The organism is Priestia sp. BR_2 (genome assembly GCF_041954005.1).
Taxonomy (GTDB): Bacteria; Bacillota; Bacilli; order Paenibacillales; family Paenibacillaceae; genus Paenibacillus_AQ; species Paenibacillus_AQ lautus_A.
In genome coordinates this window covers 54,055-78,269 of the sequence record NZ_JAVFHM010000139.1, presented here as the reverse complement: position 1 = coordinate 78,269, position 24,215 = coordinate 54,055, and the positions used below count along the sequence as shown (strand labels likewise).

Sequence of the window (24,215 nt, the reverse complement as noted above, 5' to 3'; positions counted from 1 at the left end):
TGAAAATATGTTGGTTTTGTTTACTGAATCGAATGGATTGAGACCATAAGATGCTAAATAAATTAAATGAGGTGGAACGTTTGCCGAACTTTCAACAGCTGGGCATTGACGAACAAAGAGTACGGAAACTGAAGGAGCAGGGAATTACGGAACCGACTCCGGTACAGCAAGAGAGCATTCCGCTGCTGCTGCAGGGAAAGGACGTCATTGCCCGGGCGAAGACCGGCACAGGCAAGACGCTGGCTTTCATGCTGCCGATTCTGCAGCATATCGATCCCAAGCGGGCGTACCCGCAGGCGCTCATCGTTGCGCCGACACGGGAATTGGCATTGCAAATTACGGAAGAAGCCAAGAAGCTGACGGCAGGAGAGCCGGACGGCATCAAAATTCTGGCGGTCTATGGCGGGCAGGACGTGGAGAAACAGCTGCGCAAGCTTGAAGGCGGACGCCAATTGATCATCGGCACGCCGGGCCGGCTGCTGGATCATTTGCGCCGGGGCACGTTAGAGCTTGGCGGCGTGAAGCAGCTGGTGCTGGACGAAGCCGACCAGATGCTGCATATGGGCTTTTTGGATGAAGTGGAGGCGCTGATCCATGCGCTTCCGTATCGGCGCCAAACGATGCTCTTCTCGGCGACGATGCCTGCCGGCGTGAAGCAGCTTGCTGGCAATTATATGAATCAACCTGTCGATATCGTGATTAAGGGGGCTTCCCCGATCCCGCTGGAGCAGATCCAGCAGGTGGTGGTCGAGTGTACCGACCGTTCCAAACAGGATGCCTTACGCGCAATGATCGAAGAGCATAATCCCTTCCTCGCGATCATCTTCTGCCGGACGAAGCGCAGAGCCACCACGTTGAACGAGGCGCTGCTGGCCCATGGCTACCAATCGGACGAGCTGCACGGGGATCTGTCCCAGGCGAAACGGGAAGCGGTAATGAAGCGATTCCGGGAAGCCAAGCTGCAGCTGCTCGTTGCAACGGATGTTGCCGCGAGGGGGCTGGACGTCGAAGGCGTTACCCATGTCTTTAACTACGATATGCCCCATGATGTTGAAAGTTACATCCATCGTATCGGCCGGACCGGACGGGCGGGGGGTAGCGGTATGGCCATCACGTTTGCGGCCGGAAAAGACCTTAATGATCTGCAGCGCATCGAAGAAGGGATCTCCCAGCGGTTGAAGCGAGTACGCTATGACTCTGCCGCCGGAAGCCTTCGGGAAAGCTCTGGCGGCTCGGGCAGGGATACGGGCCGACCGAAGAAAGCAAGAAATGTCTCGTCACTTGAATCCGATAATGAACGCGGTCAAGGCAGAAGCCGTGCCGATCGGGGCACGGGTTCCGGGCGTAGCCGCGGTAACGAGCAGGGTAGAGGAAGGGCAGGATCATCGCGCAGGGATGACCGCGATTCGGGCCGGACAGGAGGCCGTACCGGAGAGGGTCGAGGACCATCGGCAGCCGGAGGCCGAGGCAGCGGCGCGCGTGAAGGCGGTCGTGCAGGCGAGGGCCGCGGATCGCAAGCCGGAGCACGAGGCAGCAGCCGCGGACCGTCCAGAACCGAGGGCCGGGGGAATCTCGCCGGCCGCGGCGGACAAGGCGGAACCCGATCCTCCGAAGGCCGCGCTGCCAGAGGCCAAAGCGGTGGACGACGCGGCGGTCGGAGCCGCTAGGCAGTTCAAGGTAAATTTTAGGAAGTCCTCTGTTTCAATCCGAAGGATCACGTTTAAGTAGAGATCGTTACCCAGTCAATGACAAGGAGGCGTTACCATGTCTGAACATAATCATGTGGTGAACAAGAACGGTGAGCTGGATGTGAGTAAGGTCGATGACGCTATGGACCGGATTGACGACAAGGAGAAGGAACGGATCCTGGCTGACTTCGATGCCTTTCAATCCTTTTTGAACAAACGAATTCAGCTTGCCGAGAGCATTGGCTTGAATGAAGAGCAGCTGGCGCAGGCGGCAGAGAAGGTAGCCGGATACCTCGCCGCTAACGAGGAGCCCCGCAATTCCGAGGAGAAACTTCTTCAGGAGTTATGGAAGGTCGGAACGCAAGCGGAGCAGCATCAGCTGGCTCATCTGCTGGTTAAGCTGGCTCAAAACCGTACGGCTCAATAAGGCGAAGCGTGAGATGAGGGTCCTTCCCCGGCCGACTTGCCGGGGAAGGTTTTTTTGGTTCGAAGGCAGGAATGAACATAACTATAGGATGAAGGGCTTGATATTAGGCTTTATACATAATATGATTTCCAATGTCTTTATTCCATCTGTTGGATTGGGTAACATCGAAAGAATAAAGGAGGAGGCGCTGCCTGAATGTCTCTGGTGATTCATGAGCAGAGAAAACCCAAAATGCAGCCTTTTTATTGGGTGCTTACGTTCGAAATGCATGTGCTGGGCATTTTGCTGGGCCTGGCGTTTACGATGGGGCCTTTGATTCTGCTGTACTTCTGGGCCAATGTCTGGACGTGGATGAGTCTGGCGGGTATACCCGCCGGTATCTTTATGGTGATTCGGCTATCCAAGAGTCTGAAAGGGCATATCTGGAATAATACGCATCTGGACGAATATTTGTTATACGAAGACCACATTGAATATGAGCGATGGAATCCCGAGACGAAAGACTCCTTGAAGGGGAGCCTTCGGATCGGCGACGTAAAGGAAATATATTACGGGCGATATATTTTTCAATTCAGTTATGCCTATAAAAACAGCAAAATGACCGAGTCGGTGCCTATGGCGGAGCTAATGCCCATCATGTACCTTGTTGCTGGAGAAGGGCAGGCTGAACGGGCAGTGGCCGTTCCCTTCACGGATCCGATGGAGGCGAACCGCTGGCTGGAGGTCGTCGGCAGACGAGGGATTCCTTTATATCTGACATCCGTCATCATCCAAGATCTGGGGGATGAATCGGTGGCGTCAGTGCTTCGCGAGGACGAGGATTTAGAGCGTGCCGAATTTGACGGGAATATCGAGCGGCAATTCCGTCCGTATCTGGATCGCCTGGTACAGGAGAACGAGGAGGAAGACAGGGAGCTGACGGAGGAGGAACTGGATCAGCTGGAATACGAGATGAAGCTCCTCGAATACGAAGAAGCGCTGCAAAAGCGAAGATCGGCTTTTCGTGGAACCGGTTTGCTTGCTTGGCTGGTTTTCCCGGTTCAGTTCGCCGTCGGTTTTTGGCTGACGCGCCAGGCGGAGCTGGGTAACGCGGACCCGGAACAGCCGCTGTACCCCATTCTTCTTGTTGCGCTGTCGGCGATCCTGTTCTTCTTCCTGGTGAAATGGATGCGCTGGTTACAGATCATTATGTTCTCGCTGGTTACTTTTATATCGTTTATGTTTCTGGACTTCTCGGAGATCGAGACCGATCCTTCCTACCAAATGTCCAGCATGCTCCTTGCGATAGCCATGCTGTCGCTGCCTGTGGCGGCTCTCTTTTATTTGGGAATCCGGTATGTGCGCAAAGGGCGGGATGCGAAGAATCTTCCGCCGATGCCGGGGCCGTACCAGCCTCTTACGGAAAACGATAAGCCAGGGTTCGAGTCTGGAGACCGGCTGTCAACCTAATACGAAAACGAAAGAAACGCACCCTTCACATTTGGGGGTGCGTTTCGTATCGGTACCTGTAGGTATCCATGGGCTGGCTGGTAAAAGAGGTGTCCAGCTTTTTCTTCTCGCCGGGGGCGAGGGTGATGTCCCTGTACATCTCGGTGAAGACTTCCTCATCGTTCTTGTCGTACACGAACAAGGTAATATGACCGTTGAACGCTTGGCTTTCATGATAATTGCCGGCATAGACGACGATGTCGGCATCATCCTCATTTTTATACGCTCCAACGTGAAGTACGACGTAGTCTTTCAAGCTCTGCAGCTGGGAATCCGCCTTCTTGTCCTCAAAGTTCTGATCCAGGTCGGTTAGCATCGTTTCTTCTTTGTAAAGCGATTCCTGGGTGATCAGGCCAATGGGGATCGTCAGAATAAAATAGAAAACCAGCGTCGACAGCCCTGTGCTGCGAAGCACGGTCCTTCGGTCATACCCCCCTTTGATCAATCCGATGAAGGCAATCAGGGCCAGGACAACGACGATGAGATGCCATGGAGACAAGAACATTTCGGGATACAATTTCATTTCGTTTCCTCGCTTACTGTTGTTGAAATGCGGGATCATGCAATATTTTGCCAAACCCTAAATCATTACCCTGCTGACTTGCTGACTAAACAGCTGTCAGGAGTCTATGTAACTCTTGCTTGAAGCGGATATACGTTTATCATAATGGATTTACGGATGGCGGGGTAGAGGCATTGGAACCGAAAATTTGGTTTAGGGGCGTATATTCGGTATGATGTAAGAAGATGGGCCAGGCTACAGAAGCTTGGAAGCAAGCGGTTCATTCAATACAAGCTGGAGAGGAGATTCGAGGATGTCAGTTTATGAGTATCATGCAACCAATACCAAGGGGCAGGAAGTCTCGCTCGATCAGTATTCGGGCAAGGTCTTGATCATCGCGAATACGGCAAGCCAATGCGGCCTAACGCCGCAATATGGAGAGCTTCAACAGCTGTACGACCAATACGGCCAGCAAGGGCTTCAGGTTCTTGGCTTTCCGTGCAATCAGTTTGGCGGACAGGAGCCGGGTACGAGCGAAGAGGCCGAATCGTTCTGTCAATTGAACTATGGCGTGAACTTTCCGGTTTTCCAGAAGATTGACGTGAATGGGGAGCATGCTCATCCGTTATTTCAGTATCTGAAATCGGAGCAGCCCGGACCGAATGAAGGCGGAGAGATCGCTTGGAATTTTACGAAGTTCCTGGTGGACCGCGAAGGCAAGGTGGTCCAGCGGTTTGAGCCGAAGGAATCGCCTGAATCGATGAAGGGCGCCATTGAATCCCTGCTGGGTTAATGCCAGATAGTAATGAGCACATAACAGGGCTGTTTTCGTCGGGGGATTTGCCCCGGAGGAGAAACAGTCCTGTTTTTTTATGGGAAATCCCTCGCCATTTCGTCCAATCAGCCCGAATCAAGACCCTTCAAGGCATCTTGTATGGGATGATCGCCTTGAATCAGATCGAACGCCTTAAGTTCCGTCTCTGGCGTGGAGAGACACAGCACGGCTGCTTGAGCGACATCTTGACGGGATATGGATCCGGTTTCCCGGAGATCGGGATGTGCCTGAACCCTGCCGGCAGGAGCGTCATCCGTTAACTCGCCGGTCCTTATGATCGTGTGAGTCAGCGTGCTTTCTTCAAGAATGGTCTCAGCTTTATGTTTGGCAAGCAAATAGGGCTTTAGTTCGGAGAAGTGCTCCGGATGTTTGGTCTCCATGCAGCTAATCATAATGAAGCGATTGATTCCTAGAAGCACGCACTGCTCGATCAGCCTCACGGTGCCGACATGATCCGTCTCCTGAGGATCTTCCGTTACCCCGGCGCCAACTGCGCAGATGACGGCGTCTACGTCCCTTAAACCATCGGAATAAGACTGCGTCAAATCACCGACAATTCCCTCGGCACCCTCCTGCTCCATCTTCCGTTTATGAATCTCATCGGGGATCAGGCCGCGGACTTGATACCCCTTCTCGGCGAGAAGCTTCGCGATCCGTCTCCCGGTATTTCCATGCGCTCCGGCAACAAATACGGTTGTCATGATAAAGCACCTCCTGCACAACATTACCCGCAGCCGATTGTTTCAAAAAGGGAATAATCCGTTATTAATAAGAAAAACCTATTCCGGTATCTCGAGAATGTTGGCAAGCGGGGCCCTTTTAGCTTCCCCGGATCCCATACCCGTATTCTCGATTTCGCCTTATTCGGTGAAATCAAGACGTTAATCTTGGAGTCAAGATCATTCATCATTCCCACTATGTGAAATTATGAACAATATGTGAATAACGCAATTCGCCTATTGAACTGTGAAATAAATCACATTATAATAAGGTCATGAAGTGAAAATATTCACAATTAATATTACCAGTCACCCATTCATGCTCAACAAGCGTTACCAAGCATGAATCCAGGCAAAAATGCTCATCTTAAACCAATATAAAGCTTCATACTTGGAGGAGGAAAAACCATGAAAGTTGCAGTTATCGGTTGTACCCATGCAGGAACGTCCGCCATCGTGAATACCGCCAAACTTTATCCCGATGCACAGATTACCGTTTACGAACGCAATGATAACATCTCATTCTTGTCGTGCGGCATTGCGCTTTACGTCGGGGGCGTTGTGAAGGATCCGGACGGGCTGTTCTATTCTTCGCCGCAGAAACTCGACGAGCTTGGTGTCGAAACCAAGATGAAGCATGAGATCATCTCGGTGGATACGGACCGGAAAACCTTGAAGGTCCGCAACCTGGCCACGGAAGATACGTTTGAAGATACCTATGACAAATTGATTGTTACCACCGGATCCTGGCCGATCGTACCGAAGCTTGAAGGCATCGATTTGAATAATATTTTGCTCTGCAAAAACTACGATCATTCCAACGCGATCATTGATAAAGCGCAAGGAGCCAAACATATTACCGTTGTCGGCGCCGGTTACATCGGCGTGGAGCTGGTGGAGGCCTTCCAACAGAACGGCAAGCAGGTAACTTTGATCGACAGTGCCGATCGGATTCTGAACAAATACCTGGATCCTGAGTTCAGCGGCAAGATCGAGGAATCGTTCCGTGAAAAAGGAATCGAGATGGCCATGGGGCAGACCGTGACGTCCTTCCAAGGCCAGGATGGCAAGGTGAATAAGGTCATCACCGACAAAGGGGAGATCGACACGGATCTGGTCATTCTCTGCATCGGCTTCCGACCGAATACGGAGCTGCTGAAGGGGCAGGTCGATATGCTGAAGAACGGCGCCATCGTCGTGGACCAATATATGCAAAGCAGCAAGCAGGATGTCTATGCAGCGGGCGATTGCTGCTCGGTGCTCTATAACCCGACGGGTAAAATGATGTACATTCCGCTGGCGACCAACGCTGTCCGGATGGGTACGCTCGTTGCACGGAATTTGGTGCAGCCCACAACGCCTTATATGGGAACCCAGGGTACGTCCGGATTGAAAATATACGAACACAACATTGCCTCGACAGGATTAACCGAGGGAGCGGCCAAGGATGAAGGTTTGAAGGTGGATACGGTCACCATTACGGACCATTACCGTCCGGAGTTCATGCCTACCTTCGAGGAAGTTACGCTGAAGGTGGTGTATGAACAGGAAAGCCGCCGGATGCTCGGTGCACAGGTGATCTCCAAGGCGGACATGACGCAGTCCATCAACACCCTGTCGGTGTGCATCCAGAACCGCATGACGATCGACCAGCTGGCCTTCATCGATTTCTTCTTCCAGCCGCATTACAACAAGCCGTGGAATTTCCTTAACACGGCCGGCCTGCAGGCTCTGCCGGCGGTGGAGACCAAAGCGCCGGTACACGCTTAATTCATTCTAGGCAATAACGAAGGCCCCCTGATTCGGGGGTCTTTTTCTTGTTTTAGAAGGAATATGGATTTTGACAGCGAATTGGAAAATATCCGGACATATCGATATCGACTTTCAGGAGGTAGGATAAAGTATGAATAAAAAAATAATGCTGGTCTCGGCTGTGTTGTTCTCCATGCTGCTGACGGCTGCTTGTTCCAGCAATCAGGCGGACCCGCCGGCAGAAACCCCGCCGGCTGTCGTGGATAGCGAGGGAACGGATCAGACGGGGGCGGCTGAAGAGGAACCGCCGGCAGAACCATCCCAAGGGGAGGGTCAACCTGCCGATGGAGAGACGAAACCGATCGACGAGCCTGCCGCTGTAGGCGATACGGTCGATTATCACGGCGCGGTCATCACGCTGAACGGCGTGCGCGACTCCGAAGGCGACGAGTACTTGAAGCCCCAGCCCGGCCATACGTTTAAGGTGGTCGACATTACCGTGAAGAACAACGGTCAGGAGCCGTTGGTCATCTCTTCGGCACTGTCTTTTTCCATGACGGATTCAAGCGATCTTAACTATACGGTTCCTATTACGGATGACGTGAAGATGCTGGACGGCACCATTCCTCCGGGCGGCGAGCTGACGGGCGAGATTCCGTACGAGGTGAAGCAGGACGTTCAGGGGCTGCAGCTGAGTTACGGCGATCCGATGAAAGAAGGAAGAGCCATTTGGGCAGTGGAATAATGCAGCAATACATCGCATGTTGTTATTTTGGAATGTGCGAGATGGACAAGGATTTTGCTTCGGCAAAGTCCTTTTTTTTTGCATTCGGAAGAGCGTCCTTTACATGGGAGGAGGTTTTCAGTATGATTAAACCGTACAGTCGGTTTTTTAAAGAAGGATGAAGTTTCATTCATGACAGAATACATTTTTTATTACGGATCACGGATTTCCGCTGGTTGATGCGGACTGTTGAATCCAACGCAAGGAGTGCTAACACCGATGTCATCAGAAAAAGCGCAGCGAAAGCGGGATTTGATTCTGGATAAAGCCAAGGAGCTGTTCATCCAGCGCGGATATGCGGCAACGTCAATGGATGAACTGGTCAAGTATACGGGGGCCAGTAAGGGAAGCATCTATTATCACTTCGAGAGCAAGGAAGATTTATTCGTCAAGCTGCTGACAAAGCAGAATCGGGAATGGATGGAAGCCTGGGACGACAAAAAAGCCGGTTACGCCAGCTTTGAGGAGAAGCTGTACGGGATCGCCGATCACATGGTTGACGACTTCCAGAATCCGCTCACCAAAATCGCGGAGGAATTCTATATCAACCAGCCGGAAAATAAGACGATTGTGGGCGAAATGCTGGCGATTCTGCAAGGTCCGCGTATGCTCTACCGCGAAATTCTGGCAGAGGGAGCGGACGAGGGACGCATAGCGGCAGAGGATATCGACGAAATAGCCGTTATTTTCGGATCGCTGCTGGACGGGTTGTCGGTTTCGTACTTCGAACGGTCCCAGGAGGAATTAAGGCAGCTGTACCGCAAGAGCGTGATGTACTTTTTGAACGGTGTGTTATCGGGTGAAGGTTCATAGCGTACGGTGCGGTAGGAGGATTTATCGAAAACGCTTTTCTTAGCTAACAGGAAAGGGCGTTTTCGCAATTATAAATAAACCGAATAGTCGGTTTTAACAGGGGGATGGAGTATGAAGCATTTGTTTGGCAACCGCGCGTTCGTGCTGTTGATGGTATCTGATTTTATGCAAAATATCGGGATCTGGATCCGCAATATGGCGCTGTTGTTCTTTATTATGGAGCAGAGCAACCATGACCCGGTCGCCGTATCGCTGCTGACCGTGATTGAATACGCGCCGATCTTCGTGATTTCCATGGTTGGCGGCGTACTGGCTGACCGTTGGCGTCCCAAGCGAACGATGATATGGGGGGATATTTTAAGCTTCATATCCATTCTGCTTATTTTGTTTGTTGTGTATGCGGGATATTGGCAGGCCGTGTTTGCGGTGACGCTGGTCTCGGCCGTCGTATCGCAATTCTCGCAGCCATCGTCCATGAAGATCATCAAGCGGTGTTTGCCGGATGAGCATGTGCCCGCGGCCACGGCGTTATCCCAGACCTCGATGTCGCTGTTTATCATTTTGGGACCTATGGTAGGCACGACGATTTATCAAGCATTTGGATTGCAGGCCTCTTTAATCAGCTTGCTGATTCTGTTCGGCGCTTCGGCGATCGTGTTGGCCTTTCTGCCTTCCACCGTGGACGAACCTTCCAAGGACTCGGAATCAGCCGGTTCGTTCGTGAAGGACATGAAGGCAGGCTTCGCCTATATCGGTTCCAGCCGGCTGTTGAAGGTGCTGCTGGTGGTCTACGTTTTATTGGCGCTGGGCAGCGGACTCGTACAGCCGCTCGACATCTTCGTCATCACCGAGCGTCTTCAGCTGGAGATGTCCAGCGTCCAGTGGTTCACCGCGCTTGAGGGCTTGGGCATGTTGATCGGCGGTGTGATAGCAGCGGTGATTGCAGGCAAAGTGAAAGGTTCCTACTTGCTGTTCGCGGGGCTGGCCTTCCTTGGACTCTCGACCTTTGTCGAGGTGCTGTCCCAGTGGCCGATCCTGACCGGCTCGATGCGCTTCGTCACCGGGGTGCTGATGGCCATGGCCCAGACGGTCCTGATGGCGGTGATGATGCAGCAGGTGGAAGAGAAATTCATTGGCCGGCTGAACGGCGTGATGACGCCGATATTTACCGGCATGCTGCTCATCGGCTCCGGGCTGACGGGCTGGTATATGTCGGTAACCTCCATTGTCGTGGTGTATTTTACGGCAGGCGCGCTCTTCCTGCTGTCGTCGTTCATCAGCATGAAGCTGCCGATCGCCAAGGTGCCGGTGCAGGAAACGGAGGTGCCTGTCAGGGTAGAGACTGCGGCCAAAGCCTAGCGGGTGAGTAAAAATCTATACATTTAAGCCGAATCTGGCAGAATGGTATCCAACACGAACGGGCTTCGTACTGGTAAAGACAATCCAAAAGAGCGGTGCCGGGGAGAAACCCGGGCACCGCTTTTTCGGCATATGCGAGTCCTCGAAGGAAGCGAAAGGCAGTCACCCCGCTAAAGCTGATCCGAAGCTCCACCCATGGACAAGGTGCTGTGCCTATATCCATATATCGCTTAAATGGCCACACCGAATCCGATCCATGTTATTCGCTGCAGCGTGGTCAGCAGATCAAGGCATACGGAACATCACATCTGTACCTGTCCGTCCGTTACGGTACACGATCGTGATATAATTCACGTTCTTGCCAAAGAAGCTGCGTTACAATGTTGGTAACGATAACACGAATATCATGAGCTGCATTCGGATAGGTAGACAAGGCGGATGCGGAAGAAATGAGGGAGTGACCATGGCTTACCATAAACCTGAGCGCATTGCGGAGATTACCGTGGAGAACGGGGTGAAAAAAGCGCATAACTCCGCCATAAACGTGATGATATTAGGATTCCTTGCGGGGGCATTTATTGCGCTCGGCTTTTTGCTTGACATACGCGTGATTGCCGGAGCGTCTCCGGAATGGGGAGGGATTGCCGGTTTTATAGGCGCGGCGGTATTCCCCGTGGGATTGATTCTTGTCCTGCTTGCAGGCGGGGAGCTGCTGACGGGCAACATGATGGCCGTGTCCTTGGCCAGATTCAAGAGGAGAATTTCCACGAAGGAGATGATGCGAAATTTAGCGCTTGTCACGGTCAGCAATATGTTGGGAGCGTTATTCGTCGCTTACTTCTTCGGCCATGTGACCGGTCTGACAGGCAGCGGCGTTTACCTGGAGAAACTGGTGGATATGGCCGGGCATAAGCTGGACGACAGCTTCCTGCAAGCCTTCCTGTCGGGCATCGGGTGCAACTGGCTCGTAGCCCTCGCCGTATGGCTGTCCTACGGATCGGATCAGATGAGCGGCAAAATTCTCGGGATCTGGTTTCCGACCATGGCGTTTGTCGCCATCGGGTTTCAGCACGTGGTGGCCAACATGTTTCTCATCCCGGCCGCGATTTTTGAAGGCTATTACAGCTGGGGCGAGTATCTGATGAACTTCATTCCGGTATGGCTGGGCAATTTCGTTGGCGGCGCGTTATTTGTGGGAGCGACATACGGAACCGTTTATTTAAAGCAGGAGAAACAGGCCGCAGCCGCTCCGCGCGGCGAGCAGACGCCTGTGCCATCGGCCGGCGCTCCTCAACAGGTTCATTCGGCGCAGAATGTTTCCTAATGCCGGAAGCCTGGCGAGCGTCTGGCTTAAAGAAAAAGCTGCGTTCAACCGTCCTTGATGAAAGGCAGCGGTTGATCGCAGCTTTTTGTCGTGATGGGCGAGGCTGTCCCCAGTAATGAATCAAGCAGGGAACAAGCCCGCTATTTTTTTAAATGGTAGGGAACCGTCGTGATGATCACGTCTCTCCGATACAGGAGATGTGCCCGGATGAGCAGGCTGGATTGATTGTGCAGGAAATTATGCCAGCCCTTCTTTGGGATGAACTGCGGAATGACGACGGTAACCTGATAGTCGGATTCGCTGGCCTTGCGCTGCACGGTATCGATGAATTTCGTCAGCGGCTGAATGATGCTCCGATAAGGCGAGTGCAGCGTTACCAGCCGGATGTCCGGCTGCCACTTTTTCCATTTTTCCTGGAAGGCGACTTCCTCCTCCCGCTCGAACGGCACGTACACCGCGATGATTTGGCCCGCTCCCAGCGATTTGGCGTAATTCAGCGAGTTCTCCACCACATGCGTGATTCCTGCCACAGGCAGGATGATGACATTCCCCTCAATCGGCTTAACCGGCTCGCAGGTCGTAATCCGGAGCTGGTCCGCTACCGCCTCGTAATGCTTGCGGATCCGGGTGAAAATCCAGATGATCAGCGGCAGGAATATCAGCACGGTCCACACCTGGGCGAATTTCGTAAAGAAGAAGATCATGGTCACGATAAAGCTGATGCATGCGCCGGTGGTGTTAATGATCAGTTTGACGATCCAGCCTTCGGGCTTTTCGCGAATCCATTTCACCATCATCCCCGTCTGGGAGAGGGTAAACGGGATAAACACGCCGACGGCATAGAGCGGAATCAGATGCTCGGTTTTGCCTTCAAAAGCCAGCAGCAGCAGAATGGAGAAAAATCCAAGAATAATGATTCCGTTCGAGTATCCCAGACGGTCGCCGCGGACGGTGAACATTCTAGGAATGAACTTATCCTTCGCCAGATTGACGGCAAGCAGGGGAAAAGCGGAATACCCCGTGTTGGCGGCGAGGATCAGAATTAAGGCCGTTGTCCCTTGTATGAAGTAATAAAGCGCATTTCGCCCGAAGGTATGCTCGGCAATTTGGGAAACGACCGTGACTTGTTCGCTGGGACTGACCCCATAGTAATAAGCCAGGAAAACGATGCCCGAAAATAACAGGGCCAGCAGCGACCCCATCGCCACCAGAGTTTTGGCCGCGTTATTCGGGGCCGGGTCTTTGAAATTCGGAATGGCATTGGAAATCGCCTCCACGCCGGTCAGGGCGGAGCTGCCCGAGGCAAATGCGCGCAGGAGCAGAAACAAGCTCAGCCCGGCTACGGGCGTGCCGATCGGCGTATGAAGCTCCGGAGACGCATGGCCTGTGGCAATGTTGAATATCCCTACCCCGATCAGGATGAATAACGCAAGCACGAACAGGTAAACCGGATAAGCCAGTATGGAGGCCGACTCCGTAACCCCTCTTAAATTCAATACGGTCAAGCATAGAACGAACACGATGGAAATCGGCAGATTATAGGCATGCAATTCCGGAAAAGCCGACGTGATCGCATCCGTCCCGGCCGACACGCTGACCGCAACCGTCAGGATATAGTCCACGAGCAAGGAACCGCCGGCAACCAGCCCCGGGTACATGCCCAAATTCCGTTTGGACACGACATATGCGCCGCCGCCGTGCGGATAGGAGAAAATAATTTGTCTGTACGACAGGATAAGTGCCAGCAACAAGACCAGGACGCCGACGGCAATCGGTATGGAATACCAATAGGCAGCTGCCCCGACGGTCATCAACACAATGAGGATTTGTTCCGGGCCATAGGCCACGGACGATAGCGCATCGGATGACAGGATGGCCAGCGCCTTGGTTTTATTCAGCTTTTGTTCGCCTAATTCCGTCGATTTAAGCGGTCTTCCGATGAGGAAGCGCTTGATTGAGGATAACATGGTTGTTTTTCACCGCCGCTTAAGATTAAGTTCATGGTAGAAGCTCCCTGAACGGACTTCTATCGGTGTTTTTTATATGCTGGACATAGGAGCGGTCACCCTTCCTATGCTGATTTTTGGCAAACAAAAAACACAGGGTAGAACCCTGTGTTTGATCACAAGTTCACAACCCTCCCGATCAACGCTGACGAGGTTAGCTGTCGGATTCGGGCGGTGAGAGTCGCCCTACCTGATTCCATCGCGGCGTACGTACGCGATGGAATCAGGATTCACCCCTTAGTATGGTTGAAGGATCCTATAGGTATCCTTCCATACGGTTGGTTCCCCCGCTTTCCATCAAGGAAATTAAGCGAATGTCATGTGAATATGAAGAATGTTTTCGAAGCTGAATAGTATATTACGCCTGCTCCAATCGTTTGTAAAACATCCTCCAACGAGCATTCGAACAAAATTATTTATAAAAAATGACAGATAAGCGCTTACATAATGACGTGGCTTTGACTGGCTTTTTATTTTGCATGTTTTCTGCGAAAATCACGAGTTTCTATAATATGGAAGGTTAGTCGCGGGGAACATCGGTCACTGGGAGGATGCCATATAAACAAATTCGCCATGCCGGTCTCGGGGGAGGAGACACTGGCATGGCGAATTTTTTTGGGAGTGGTCCATGATTCGGCAAGGAAGAGAAAGGGTCTGGGTTCCTCTTCTTTGCTCTTGATAGGAATATACCCGGGGGGAAGAAAAGTGAATCACCTGATTAAGAAAAAAATGTATGACTTTACTGGAACCCCGATTTTCTTTTAAGATAATGGGATATGATGCAGCCGAGCAAAAGGGGGAAGCACGAAATGACTCAAGCGATGATTCATCAGGAAAACGGCGTATTTCCGGCGGTATGTCCGTTGGATTGTCCCGATACATGCGGCCTGCTGCTGCATAAAGAGAACGGAAAAATCGTCAAGGTGACCGGTAATCCGGAGCATCCGATTACGCAGGGAGCCATCTGCAATAAAGTCCGTAATATGGCACACCGGGTGTACCATCCGGAACGCGTGCTCTATCCGCTGCGAAGAGTAGGTCCCAAGGGAGAGGGCGCCTTCGAGCGGATCAGCTGGGACGAAGCCATTCAGGAGATAGCCGGACGCTATAAGGGCTTGATCGAGGAATACGGCTCCGAGAGCATCCTGCCCTACAGCTTCTACGGCAATATGGGGATATTGAGCGTCGACGGCATGGACCGCAGGTTCTTCAACAGGCTGGGTGCCAGCCGCCTGAAGCAGTCGATCTGCAATTCCGCGGGCAATGAGGGCTGGAAATCCTTGATGGGGTTTAATGGGGGAACCGTTCCGGAGGACACCGTACGAGCCGACGTCATCCTCGTCTGGGGCGGCAACATCGTCAGCACCAATATGCACCAGATGGTGATTGCAGAGAAAGCGCGCAAAGCCGGTGCCAAGGTCGTTGTGATCGATGTCCACAAGAACCAGACGGGGCAATGGGCGGACTGGTTCATTCCGCTGTATCCAGGCACGGATGCGGCGCTGGCCGTCGGCCTCATGCACATCATGTTCCGTGACGGCATGGTAAATGAGGAATTCCTCCGCAAGTATACGATTGGTCATGAAGCCTTGCGCGAGCACGTCAAAGAATACACGCCGGAGCACGTTTCTTCCATTACCGGCATCTCGATCGAGGATATCGAGAAATTGGCCGAGCTCTACGGCCGGGCCGATACCTCCTACATCCATATCGGCAACGGTCTTCAGCATCACGACAACGGCGGCTTGACGGTGCGCAGCATTGCCGCGCTTCCCGCTTTGACCGGACAATGGCTGAAGCGGGGCGGAGGGGCCGCCAAGTCGAACGGCGGTTACAACAGCATGGATAGCGACGCGCTTGAGCGTCCCGATCTCCGGCCGAATCCCGAAGCGCGCACCATTAACATGAACCGGATCGGCGAAGCGCTTGCCATGACCGAACAGCCGATTAAGTCGCTCTTCGTTTATTGCAGCAATCCGCTGGTTGTGGCTCCCGATACCGAGCGGATCAGGGAAGGGTTTGCACGGGAAGATCTGTTTACGGTTGTGCATGACCTGTTTATGACGGATACGGCCAAGTATGCCGATATCGTGCTCCCGGCAACCTCCTCGTTCGAGAATACGGACCTGTACGCTTCCTACTGGCATCAGTACGTTCAGCTGCAGGAGCCGGTCATTCCGGCACTTGGGGAGAGCAAGGGCAACGTAGAGCTGTTCTCCATGCTGGGACGGGCTATGGGGTTCCAGGAACCGGCTTTTCATGAGACCGAGGAAGAGATGATCGCAAGAGCGCTCGACTTCCCGGATAACCCTTATCTAAACGGCGTCACGCTGGACAAGCTGAGGGAACAGCGCCATGTGAAGCTCGATATGACGCCGCTTGACACGTATCTGGATCGTTTGCCGACGTCTTCGGGACGCATCGAGTTATACTCTGCGCAGCTGGAGGAAACAGGTCTGCCGCCCCTTCCGACCTACGTGCCGCTGAAGGAAGGATATGACGGGGTAAGGCGCGGCCGCGGTCATCAATACCCGCTCATGTTCATTTCGCCGCCGAACCATAACTTCCTGAACTCGACCTTTGCGAACGTGGAGAAGCATCAGAAGCTGGAGAAGGAGCCGGCCCTGCAGATTCACCCTGCGGATGCGGAGGAACGCGGGCTTCAGGACGGCGAGATGGTCATCGTATATAATGACCGCGGAACCTATGAAGTCCGGGCGAAGGTGACGGATAAAATGCTGCCGGGCACCGTAGTCAGCCAAGGCCTGTGGTGGGAAGGCGAGGGCCGCAAGCAGCGCGCCAATGCCCTTACGCCGGACAGGCTGTCCGACATGGGCGAAGGGGCTACCTTCTTCTCGACGGTGGTCGAGGTCAGGCGGAAGCAGTAAAGCGATAGACCCACCCTTGCAGATGGATGGCCAAAGGACAGATAAAGCAGAAGAGGCCCCTTTTGGGCTTCTTTTTGCATACTGCAAACGTGAAACGTGAAACAAAAAGACCTGTAAGATCCTACTGATCTTACAGGTCTTTTTCATTGACGGCATTTCTTATACTTTTTGCGGAACTGTCAAGAGCCAGAATCCGTCCGAAGTATCAAAAATCGCGGGTTTGTTATATAGTTTCACACAATTGTCAAAGGTAGAATGTCCTTAAGCCCGCTGCATAGCGGTAATCGGCCCACCAATTCACATGAACGGGGCAAATGCTAAAAGCACGAATGAATTTAGATAGACGGGAGGAAGAATATGTCCCCAACCGCATCGAAACCGCAGCCTGAAGGGTTGTCTCCGAAGGGTCGGGTTTACAGCCGGAGCTTGCTGTGGCGCTTGATGAAGCAATGGGATGTCCAGCTGATGGTCATTCCGGGCATCATCCTCGTCCTGATCTTTTCTTATCTGCCCATGTATGGGGTGCTGACGGGTTTTATGGATTACAACCTGTTTACGGGCTCGCGAATTTGGGAGAATCCCTGGGTCGGATTGAAGCACTTTGAGGCTTTTTTTGCCGCGCCGGAATTCGAACGCTTGATCCGCAACACGATCGTGATCAGCTTATTGAAATTTTTTATAGGCTTTCCGGCTCCGATCATTCTCGCCCTAATGCTGAACGAAGTCCGTCACATGTTCTTCAAGCGGGTCGTTCAGACGATTACCTACCTCCCGCATTTTATGAGCTGGGTTATCGTAGCGGGTCTTACGACGGCCCTGCTGGCAACGGAGAACGGAAGCGTCAACATGCTCCTTCAAAAAATCGGCACGATCCAGGAGCCTATCAACTTCCTGTCCCTCAAGGAGTATTTCCTGTCGATTCTCATCTCGGCCAACGTTTGGAAGGAGATCGGATTCGGCTCCATCGTGTATTTGGCCGCCATCGCAAGTGTAGATCCGCATCTGTATGAAGCTGCGGATATGGATGGGGCGAGTAAGTTCAAGCAAATTTATCTTATTACCCTGCCTTCCATCATGCCGGTCGTGGTCATCTTTATGATTCTGGCCATCGGCAACCTGCTCAATGCCGGCTTCGAAGATATATTGCTGCTGGCGACCAATCCCGTTCTGCGGCCGGTATCGGACGTTATCGACACTTACGTATACCGGGTAGGGATCGGCAGTCACCGTTATTCCTACGGCGTGGCCATCGGATTGTTCAAAGCCATTATCAGCATCGGGCTGCTCACCATCGCCAATTACATCGCCCGAAGGTCCGGCAATAGTTTATGGTAGGGGGCTCTGTATGTTAAGAAGACTCAGCTTTAGCGACCGATTGATGCTGGTCATCATTTATAGTCTGTTATCCTTGCTTGCTTTCTCGGCATTCTACCCGTTCTGGAATGCCATCGTTGTATCGTTCAATGTGGGCGTCGATACCGCCAAGGGCGGCATTACTTTCTGGCCCCGGGAGTTTACCCTGCAAAATTACGAAATTATTTTGGGCGACAGCCGGCTGCTGAACGGATTCGCCGTATCGATCAGCCGGGCAGTCATCGGTACGGTGGCCTCCATCTTCATGACAGCCCTTCTAGCCTACGGCATGACGCGTACTTACTTGATCGGCAGGGGATTTTACATGGTGTTCTTTGTCTTCACGATGTATTTCGGCGGAGGCCTGATCCCAACCTATCTGCTGATCCGCTCGCTCGGTTTGATGGATTCCTTCCTGGTCTTTATCATTCCTTCGCTGATCAGCGTATGGAACATGATCATCTTCCGGACGTTCTTCAAGGGGCTTCCGAACGGGCTAGAGGAGTCCGCTCATATTGACGGCTGCAGCACCTGGGGCATCTTCTTTCGGATCATTCTCCCGCTTTCGGGTCCGGTCATCGCTACGCTGGCTTTGCTGACGGCGGTGGCGCATTGGAACGACTGGTTCCTGCCGAGCATCTATATCACGAACGGCAACCTGATGCCCATCCAGACGATCCTGCGGGAGACGCTGAATGCCAATATCGTGAGCGAGCAGACCGCGCTGCTGGATACCAGCTCCATCGCCCTGATGGAGAAGACGAAACAGATCACGTCCAAATCGTTGCAGATGGCGATCATGATCGTGGTTACGATGCCCATTATCATGGTGTATCCCTTCCTGCAGAAGTATTTTGTCAAAGGGGTGCTGGTCGGTTCCCTTAAGGAATAATCGGTTTTGGTTTAGGGCGGAAGTTCCGCTTTGGACATATAAGGAACAGGTTGACGGCTTAAAGTGCAGTAGAAGTTAAATGGAGAGGGGTTAGGTTTATGAAAAAAAAGTCAAGACCCATGCTGCTGACGTTATCGGCCATGCTGCTGCTGACCGCTGCGCTCACGGGCTGCAGCGGCAAGTCCGGCACAAGCGGCACATCACCTGAGACGACGCCGAAGACGGCCCAAACCGATAACGGGGGAACACCGAAGGCAGAGCAGCCGGGAAATCCTGACGGAACATGGGTGCTGGGGGAGAAGCCGCTTGAATTCACGGCCTATGCCCACTATGAAAACACGAATTTCCCTGCATGGGAGAGTACGCCGGCGGGCAAATGGCTCAGCGAGAACAAGGGCGTTAAGATCAGCATGATCGCGGCGGCCGGTGCCCATACGCAGAAGCTGAGCGCCCTGATGGCCTCCGATCAGCTCCCCGACATGATCTGGACGGATCGCAATCACCCGGATCTGGAGAGGCTCCGCGAGGCGGGAAAGCTGGTCGCTTTTGACGACTATCTTGATAAGTACCCGAACTTGAAGACGTGGATGGGCGACAATTTAAACATGCTCCGCCATGACGACGGCAAGCTGTATATGTTCCCGAACTGGTACACGTCAAGGCCGGCGGGCAATGCGGGATATGTTGTCAACAAGAAAATATACGACGAATTGGGCGCTCCCCCGCTGGAAACGACGGACGATCTCTATAACTACCTGGTCAAAGTGAAGGAAAAGTACGGCAACAGCGTGATTCCGTTTGAACCTCATCGTGCAAAAGATATGCAGGGATTGGGCGTGCTCTACACGGCATTCGGCGAAGGCGCGCTGTATACCTATCTGAACAGCTCCATGCGCGCCGTGCCGAAGGACGGCAAGCTCACCTCGGTGTTCACCGACCCGGTGTTTCGCGAGGCACAGAAGTACATCGCCAAGCTGTACCGCGAGAAGCTAATTTCCCAGGATGCCTTTACCCAGACGGAGGATCAGGTGCTGGAGAAGGTGATGACCGGCCGGGTCGCCGTATTTGCCGGCTCCAGTCCGACCACGATGGCGGGAGATGCGCAGCCTGAGCTCATCAAGGAGGATCCGGACGGCGGATATTTCATGATCTGGCCGATCCACAAGCCGGGTCTGGATAAGAACAAGATTTATCCGGGCACCTATACCAGCTTTGGCTGGAATGCCGCTTACATTACGACGGCTGCCAAGGATCCGGAAGCCATCTTTGCCTTCCTGGATTGGTATACCGGTCCAGAGGGTATGAACCTTCAGTTCTTCGGCCCCGAGGGCGACAACTGGGAGGGCTTCGATGAAGAAGGGAAACCGAACTTTACGGCGGACTACGACCCGGCAGAGGTCGCCGATATTCAGACGAAGAACGAACCGATCATGTTTGTCGGCAATACCAGTTACATCGACCCGGCGAAATACAAATACATGGCCGAGCTGCCGTTTGAAGAGCAGGACTGGAGAACGAAGTATCAGCAGACGATCACTTGGCCGACCCAATATAACGTGACGGAGTTCGTGAACCTGAATCCGCCGCCGGAGTCCGAGGAAGGCATCATCCAGACCTCGGTGGATGAGTTGTTCCTCGAGATTTATGCCAATTCGGTCATGGCGAAGAGCGATGAGGATGTGGATAGAATTCTCGATCAGGGCAATGAGGATCTCATGGCGCTCGGTTACGGCAAGCTGCTGGAATGGCGGACGGCAAGGTGGCAGGAGAACCTGAAGAAGATGAATCAGGAATAACCTATCGGTGTTTACAAAGAAAACCGAGTATATTTATCCCAAGGGATTTCCAGGAGATCCTTTGGGATCTCTCTGCTTTTGTGATCATCGGCAAACGGATGGAGGGATGGCTATGTATAAGGTCCTGTTAGTGGATGACGAAGAGCTTGATCTGGAGGGCATGAAACGCTTTATTCCCTGGTCTGATCTGGGCATGGAAGTGAGGGGGAGCGTAAACAATGCGCTGGCTGCCTGCGAAATCATGGAGGAAGAGCCCATCGATATATTGGTCAGCGACGTGAACATGCCCTATATGTCGGGACTGGAGCTGGCGCGCATTGCACTCGAGCGCAGGCCCAGCATACGCATTATATTTGTGAGCGGGTATCAGGAATTCAGCTACGTTCAGCAGGCTATGTCCTTGAAAGCCTACAGCTATGTCCTAAAGCCGATGAACGACAGCGAATTGGTCACCTCCCTGCTCAAGGTAAAGCGGGATTTGGACGATGAGACCAAGCAGCGCGAGGTGGAGATGGCTTACCAGCGAATGATTCCGATCGTGAAGAGCGATCTGCTCATCCGTCTGCTCCGGGAGGAAGAGACGGAGGACAGCGAATCGTTATCCAAGCTGACGGTTTCCTGCGGGCTGGACCGCATGAACTGGCCCATTCGCGTTGTGGTGATGGAATTGGATAATTTACTGTGGAGGCAGGGAGGGAGCTTTACCTCGCAGCGGGAAGTCTCGCGCATATTTCTGCAGCAGATTCACGATGTGATCGCGAGGCAAGGCATCGTCCCTTACTGCAAGCTGTCCTCCCAGCGGGTGGCGCTGCTGCTGGAGGACGAGGCCGTCGAGCCGACCGTACATAAGGTATATGGCGCCATCCAGCAGCTGACCCCGGCCTCCATTACAACAGGCATCAGCGGGCTGGCATATGCGATGGAGGAGCTTCAGCCATCGTATCGGCAGGCGATCGAAGCCGTGGAAGGGAAGATGTTCCTCGGCAAGGGCAGCCTGATCAAATACGAGGATGTGCGCGCTGAGCCGGGCATGCTGGATTCCAGAATGCTGGATGCGCACATGAACAAGCTGCTTGCCGCGATGGAAGGCTATGAGCTTGTCCGCATCTGCGACGAAGTAGAGGGGCTGTTCGGCTCCATTACGAATCTGCGTTCCCGCTTCTCGGTTCACAATATGTCCAACTACATCATTTGGCGCCTGGATCAGTATCTCAGCAGCCGGAACGAGGATCTGTTCGAGCTGCTCGGCATGGAGATCCACCACTTGGATATCCTGATGCAATTCGATACCATCAACGATATCCGTTCCTGGTTTGTGCAGCGGATATTCGAAATTTCCGAACGGCTGTATGAAAAAAACAACTCGAAGGACAGCAAATTCATCCGTAACGTGATTCATGCCATCCGCGAACGAATGAGCGAGAATATCACCATTAAGGATATCGCCCAGCATTTTTCTTTTTCCCCGAGCCATATCGGCTTTCTGATCAAGGACAAATCGGGGAGCACTTTCAACGAGCTGTTGGTGCAGCTGCGTATGGAGAAAGCCCAAGAGCTGCTGAAGCAGCCAGGCCTGAAAATATACGAAGTGGCCGATCAGGTAGGGTATCGGTATCTCCCCTATTTCAGCAGGCAGTTCAAGGAGCGCTACGGTATGACCCCTCTCGAATTCCGGAAGCGGGAGGATTAAGGAGGTCCCATGATGCAATCGGTCCGGGAGAAGGCAAGAGCGCGATACGTGCCGATCGGTTTAAAACTCATGCTGTCCTATATCTTGTTCATCCTCATCCTGGTAGCCGTGAACTTTTACGTCTCCCATTCGATGTACGATGCTTCCATGCGCAAGCAGACCCGTTTGAACATTCAAGGGACGCTGCTGCAGATTAAGGACAATGTGACCTACAAAATGAACGATATCGTCCAGACCTCGGCGACGCTGTACGATAACCGCACTCTGGTGCTGAGTCTGCGTTCGTTTGAAGAAGGCGTCGATGGCTACAACCGGATGAATCAGGTGATCATTCCCAAGCTGGAAAGCGCCTCGAAGGCGATCGGTCTGAACTTGAGGATGTCCGTTTATTTTCATAATGAGTCCGTGAATGAAAGGTACACAGTATGGCGTGACGACAGCACCCGCGACTTCAACGAGCAGACGGCGGATATCTACCATATGAGCCGCATTGTGGATGCGGCATGGTATCGGGGCATTCCTGCTGAGCAGTATAACGAAACGATGCTTTGGAAGCAGGTGGAAGAGGATGAGCGTGATGGCAGAATATCGCTGATTCGCCGAATCGTCGATATGAACAATCCGCTGGCGATCGCCGAAGTGGGCATTATGCGCTTCAGCGTTCGCAAGAGCGAGTTGTTCGACAGCGTGAACTTCAAGAAGCTGGGTGCGGGCAGCGAGCTGATTGTGATGGATGATGCGGGGGAGGTTGTCTTTACTTCGGGCAAGCTGCTGCATAAAGGCGGAACGGCGAGCATCGTCGGGACGAACCGAAACGCCTCCCCTGGCGGTAATCCGGATTCGGAATACCTCACCATCGAGGAGCGTCTTCCGCAGCTGGACTGGAAAATCATTGCGCGTGTGCCGCTGACGATCATTGAGCAGGAAGCCGTGCGGGTTCGGACGTATTTCATTACGATCTGCTTGCTGTGCGTAGCTTTATTAATCGGGGCCGGCTTTATTATTTCGCGTTATTTCTCTAAGCGGATCAATAAGATTGTATCGGTGCTGAACTCCTTCCGGGAAGGAGATCTGCATAAGCGCATGCCGGATAAGGGGAAGGGAGAGTTTTCCCAAATCGCCAATGCCTTGAATGAGATGGGAGAAGATTTTGAAGCGCTGATCAACAAGGTTTATCTGACCCAGATCCAGAAGAAAGAGGCGGAGCTTGAGATGCTGCAGACTCAGATCAACCCACATTTTCTGTACAACACGTTGTCATCGATCAACCAGCTGGCCAAGTTCGGGGAGAACGAGAAGCTGCAGAAGATGGTGGTGGAGCTGGCCCAATTCTATCGCCTCACCTTAAATTCGGGGAAGACGTTGATTCCGGTTGCGGTGGAAATGGAGCAGGCCAATGCGTATCTGGACATCCAGAAGGTAAAATATGGCCAGCGCATGGAAGTCACTTTTGATATCGATACGAATATATGGCCTTACGAGACCATTAAGCTGATCCTCCAGCCCTTTATTGAGAATGTGCTGAAGCATGCTTGGAGTGGAGATCGCATTCATATTCGGATTTCGGTTCACAAGGAAGGCGACGATATTCTGTACCGGATCATAGATGATGGTCTAGGCATGAAGCAGGAGCGAATACAGGAGATATTCGATCCCCGGGATAACAGCCATACCGGCTGCGGCATCCGCAACATTGACCAGCGGGTGAAGCTGCATTACGGGAGCGAGTACGGCGTGTCCATCTTCAGCATAGTCGGAATCGGGACCTCGGTTCAAATACGCATACCTGCAAGAGCGAGAAATGCTAACCCGGATAAGTGAGGGGGATAGACGGGAGCGCCGGACCAGAGCGGTTCCTCGTGAAGCGGGGATCCGCTTTTTAGCGCCTGTTCGCTGTTA

At 52.9% G+C, this 24,215-nt stretch carries 18 protein-coding genes and 1 riboswitch; of the genes, 15 read left to right on the top strand and 3 right to left on the bottom strand.

Annotated features, from left to right (window positions below; all coding sequences use genetic code 11):
* Nucleotides 1–50 precede the first annotated feature (50 nt).
* From RB298_RS05510 to RB298_RS05500, 3 genes are all read left to right on the top strand, one after another.
* A complete protein-coding gene (locus tag RB298_RS05510) occupies nucleotides 51–1,667 on the top strand; it encodes a DEAD/DEAH box helicase (protein WP_486046260.1) in 1,617 nt (538 codons plus the stop codon).
* Between the two features lie 97 nt (nucleotides 1,668–1,764).
* Complete coding sequence (locus RB298_RS05505) at nucleotides 1,765–2,115, top strand: DUF3243 domain-containing protein (RefSeq protein WP_375121505.1); 351 nt, start codon at nucleotides 1,765–1,767, stop codon at nucleotides 2,113–2,115.
* A gap of 195 nt (nucleotides 2,116–2,310) precedes the next feature.
* A complete protein-coding gene (locus RB298_RS05500; protein ID WP_486046258.1) occupies nucleotides 2,311–3,564 on the top strand; it encodes a hypothetical protein in 1,254 nt (417 codons plus the stop codon).
* A gap of 25 nt (nucleotides 3,565–3,589) precedes the next feature.
* Here the strand turns inward: RB298_RS05500 and RB298_RS05495 are convergent, their stop codons facing one another.
* Nucleotides 3,590–4,126 (bottom strand): hypothetical protein, encoded by a 537-nt coding sequence (locus RB298_RS05495; RefSeq protein WP_096775821.1) that lies wholly within the window; start codon nucleotides 4,124–4,126, stop codon nucleotides 3,590–3,592.
* 292 nt (nucleotides 4,127–4,418) lie between these two features.
* Between RB298_RS05495 and RB298_RS05490 the strand changes: the two genes are divergently transcribed.
* Nucleotides 4,419–4,898, top strand: a complete 480-nt coding sequence (locus tag RB298_RS05490; protein WP_096775822.1) for a glutathione peroxidase — start codon at nucleotides 4,419–4,421, stop codon at nucleotides 4,896–4,898.
* 107 nt (nucleotides 4,899–5,005) lie between these two features.
* Here RB298_RS05490 and RB298_RS05485 read toward each other — a convergent pair whose 3' ends face one another.
* Nucleotides 5,006–5,641, bottom strand: a complete 636-nt coding sequence (locus RB298_RS05485; RefSeq protein ID WP_277747249.1) for an SDR family oxidoreductase — start codon at nucleotides 5,639–5,641, stop codon at nucleotides 5,006–5,008.
* Between the two features lie 426 nt (nucleotides 5,642–6,067).
* On the opposite strand from RB298_RS05485, the gene RB298_RS05480 reads away from it, so the two are divergent.
* From RB298_RS05480 to RB298_RS05460, 5 genes are all read left to right on the top strand, one after another.
* Complete coding sequence (locus RB298_RS05480) at nucleotides 6,068–7,429, top strand: FAD-dependent oxidoreductase (RefSeq protein WP_036662044.1); 1,362 nt, start codon at nucleotides 6,068–6,070, stop codon at nucleotides 7,427–7,429.
* Nucleotides 7,430–7,562: 133 nt separating this feature from the next.
* Nucleotides 7,563–8,156 carry a DUF4352 domain-containing protein gene (locus tag RB298_RS05475; RefSeq protein WP_192570372.1) on the top strand — a complete coding sequence of 198 codons (594 nt, stop codon included), beginning with the start codon at nucleotides 7,563–7,565 and terminating at the stop codon, nucleotides 8,154–8,156.
* Nucleotides 8,157–8,414: 258 nt separating this feature from the next.
* A complete protein-coding gene (locus RB298_RS05470; RefSeq protein ID WP_213580687.1) occupies nucleotides 8,415–9,008 on the top strand; it encodes a TetR/AcrR family transcriptional regulator in 594 nt (197 codons plus the stop codon).
* Nucleotides 9,009–9,119: 111 nt separating this feature from the next.
* Nucleotides 9,120–10,367 (top strand): MFS transporter, encoded by a 1,248-nt coding sequence (locus tag RB298_RS05465; RefSeq protein WP_486046254.1) that lies wholly within the window; start codon nucleotides 9,120–9,122, stop codon nucleotides 10,365–10,367.
* Between the two features lie 463 nt (nucleotides 10,368–10,830).
* Complete coding sequence (locus RB298_RS05460) at nucleotides 10,831–11,691, top strand: formate/nitrite transporter family protein (RefSeq protein ID WP_192570374.1); 861 nt, start codon at nucleotides 10,831–10,833, stop codon at nucleotides 11,689–11,691.
* 140 nt (nucleotides 11,692–11,831) lie between these two features.
* Here RB298_RS05460 and RB298_RS05455 read toward each other — a convergent pair whose 3' ends face one another.
* Nucleotides 11,832–13,658, bottom strand: coding sequence for an APC family permease (locus tag RB298_RS05455; RefSeq protein ID WP_009590329.1), 1,827 nt, complete (start codon nucleotides 13,656–13,658; stop codon nucleotides 11,832–11,834).
* 166 nt (nucleotides 13,659–13,824) lie between these two features.
* A riboswitch (cyclic di-AMP (ydaO/yuaA leader) is annotated at nucleotides 13,825–14,020 on the bottom strand.
* A 486-nt stretch (nucleotides 14,021–14,506) separates the two neighbouring features.
* On the opposite strand from RB298_RS05455, the gene RB298_RS05450 reads away from it, so the two are divergent.
* The 6 genes from RB298_RS05450 (at nucleotide 14,507) to RB298_RS05425 (ending at nucleotide 24,137) form a co-directional block, all read left to right on the top strand.
* On the top strand, nucleotides 14,507–16,585 hold the full coding sequence (locus RB298_RS05450; RefSeq protein ID WP_486046251.1) for a molybdopterin-containing oxidoreductase family protein: 2,079 nt from the start codon (nucleotides 14,507–14,509) through the stop codon (nucleotides 16,583–16,585).
* A 357-nt stretch (nucleotides 16,586–16,942) separates the two neighbouring features.
* Nucleotides 16,943–17,920 (top strand): ABC transporter permease, encoded by a 978-nt coding sequence (locus tag RB298_RS05445; protein WP_375121497.1) that lies wholly within the window; start codon nucleotides 16,943–16,945, stop codon nucleotides 17,918–17,920.
* A gap of 10 nt (nucleotides 17,921–17,930) precedes the next feature.
* Nucleotides 17,931–18,830, top strand: coding sequence for a carbohydrate ABC transporter permease (locus tag RB298_RS05440; RefSeq protein ID WP_096775830.1), 900 nt, complete (start codon nucleotides 17,931–17,933; stop codon nucleotides 18,828–18,830).
* A gap of 98 nt (nucleotides 18,831–18,928) precedes the next feature.
* Nucleotides 18,929–20,626 (top strand): extracellular solute-binding protein, encoded by a 1,698-nt coding sequence (locus RB298_RS05435; RefSeq protein ID WP_096775831.1) that lies wholly within the window; start codon nucleotides 18,929–18,931, stop codon nucleotides 20,624–20,626.
* A 112-nt stretch (nucleotides 20,627–20,738) separates the two neighbouring features.
* Nucleotides 20,739–22,316, top strand: coding sequence for a response regulator (locus RB298_RS05430; protein ID WP_096775832.1), 1,578 nt, complete (start codon nucleotides 20,739–20,741; stop codon nucleotides 22,314–22,316).
* A 12-nt stretch (nucleotides 22,317–22,328) separates the two neighbouring features.
* Nucleotides 22,329–24,137 (top strand): cache domain-containing sensor histidine kinase, encoded by a 1,809-nt coding sequence (locus RB298_RS05425; RefSeq protein WP_486046464.1) that lies wholly within the window; start codon nucleotides 22,329–22,331, stop codon nucleotides 24,135–24,137.
* The last annotated feature ends 78 nt before the right edge of the window (nucleotides 24,138–24,215 follow it).